The organism is Mesorhizobium sp. M7A.F.Ca.AU.002.02.1.1, assembly GCF_003998535.1.
Lineage (GTDB): Bacteria > Pseudomonadota > Alphaproteobacteria > Rhizobiales > Rhizobiaceae > Mesorhizobium > Mesorhizobium ciceri.
In genome coordinates this window covers 1-1,289 of the sequence record NZ_RZPB01001176.1, presented here as the reverse complement: position 1 = coordinate 1,289, position 1,289 = coordinate 1, and the positions used below count along the sequence as shown (strand labels likewise).

2 protein-coding genes are annotated in these 1,289 nt (G+C 66.6%); both read right to left on the bottom strand.

Annotation, left to right across the window (positions count from 1 at the left end):
- A partial coding sequence (locus tag EN879_RS36235; RefSeq protein WP_164774852.1) for an ABC transporter permease occupies positions 1-708 on the bottom strand: 708 nt, incomplete at its 3' end.
- Positions 705-1,289: ATP-binding cassette domain-containing protein (locus EN879_RS36230; protein ID WP_127274729.1), on the bottom strand; the 585-nt coding region annotated here is incomplete at its 5' end. The genes EN879_RS36230 and EN879_RS36235, both read right to left, overlap by 4 nt.

Here is a 1,289-nt window from a genome sequence, read left to right as displayed (position 1 = left end):
CTTCAGCCCGAACGCCGTGCGCGTCATCACCAGATGCACGATGATGATCGCCGCCAGCCCAAGCAGCAGGCCACTGGTGATGGTCGTTTCGAACAGGCGCGGCAGCCGGTCCTCCACCGGCAGCGTGCGCGTCTGCGGCACGGTCGTGCTTGGGTCGCGAAACGCCAGCTTGACCAGCACATTGGCGAGCGAGGTGCCGAGGAACGTCATCATCAGGGTGGTGATGATCTCGTTGACGCCCTGATAGGCACGCAGCAGCGCCGGCACCAGCGACCAGATCATCGCCACCACCATGGCGATGAGGAACGAGCAGACCAGCGCCAGCCAGGCTGGCATGATCTGCACGAACACGGGAGCGCTGGCAGCCGCCGTCACCGCGCCAAGCAGGAACTGGCCGTCGCCGCCCAGATTCCACATGCCGGCGCGAAAGGCGACGATCAGGCCGGCGGCGAGAAACAGCAGCGGCGCCATGCGCGTCAGTGTCTGCTGGATGCCGAGCGGCGAGAACAGTCCCTTCTCCAGCACGAAGCCATAATAGGCCAGCGGGTCGACGCCGACGGCAAGCAGGATACAGCCGGCTATGACCAGCGCGATAAGGATCGGGCCGAGCGTCATCAGCAGCCGATGCAGGATGTCGCGGCGCGTCGCTGCCCCGCTCGTGGCATCGAGTGCGGTGGCGCTGACCGTGGGTGCGGTGTCGATGCTCATGCGGCAAGTCCGATCATCAGGCGACCGACCTTTGTGCGGGCGTCGTCTACGTTCTCGACGGTGCCGACCAAAGCGCCGTCGGCGATGACGGCGATGCGGTCGCACATACCAAGCAATTCCTCGAGGTCGGTGGAGATCAGCAGCACGGCAAGGCCACGCGCCGCCGTATCGCGAATGCGCTGGCGCGACGCCAATGTGTTGGTGAGATCGAGCCCATAGGTCGGCTTGTTGAAGATCACCACCTTGGCGCCTTCAGCCAGTTCCCTTGCCAGAAGCACCTTCTGGATGTTGCCGCCGGACAGCCGCGCGACGGGCGTCTTCAGGCTCGGCGTGCGCACGTCGTATTCGCGCACGAGCTGCGCGGCGCGCTTGTCGATCTCCGCGCGCTGCTCGACGCCGTTGCGCCAGAACGGGGCCGCGCCGACCTGCTTGAGGAAGAAATTGATCGAGACCGGGAAGGTGCCGACAGTGCCCTCGCCCAGTCGGTCGTCGGTCAGGTAGCGAAGGCCGCGCCGGCGGCGCTCGCCGACGCTCAGCGTCTCGATGGCGGCGCCGTCCAGCCGCACCGAGCCGCTTGTGGC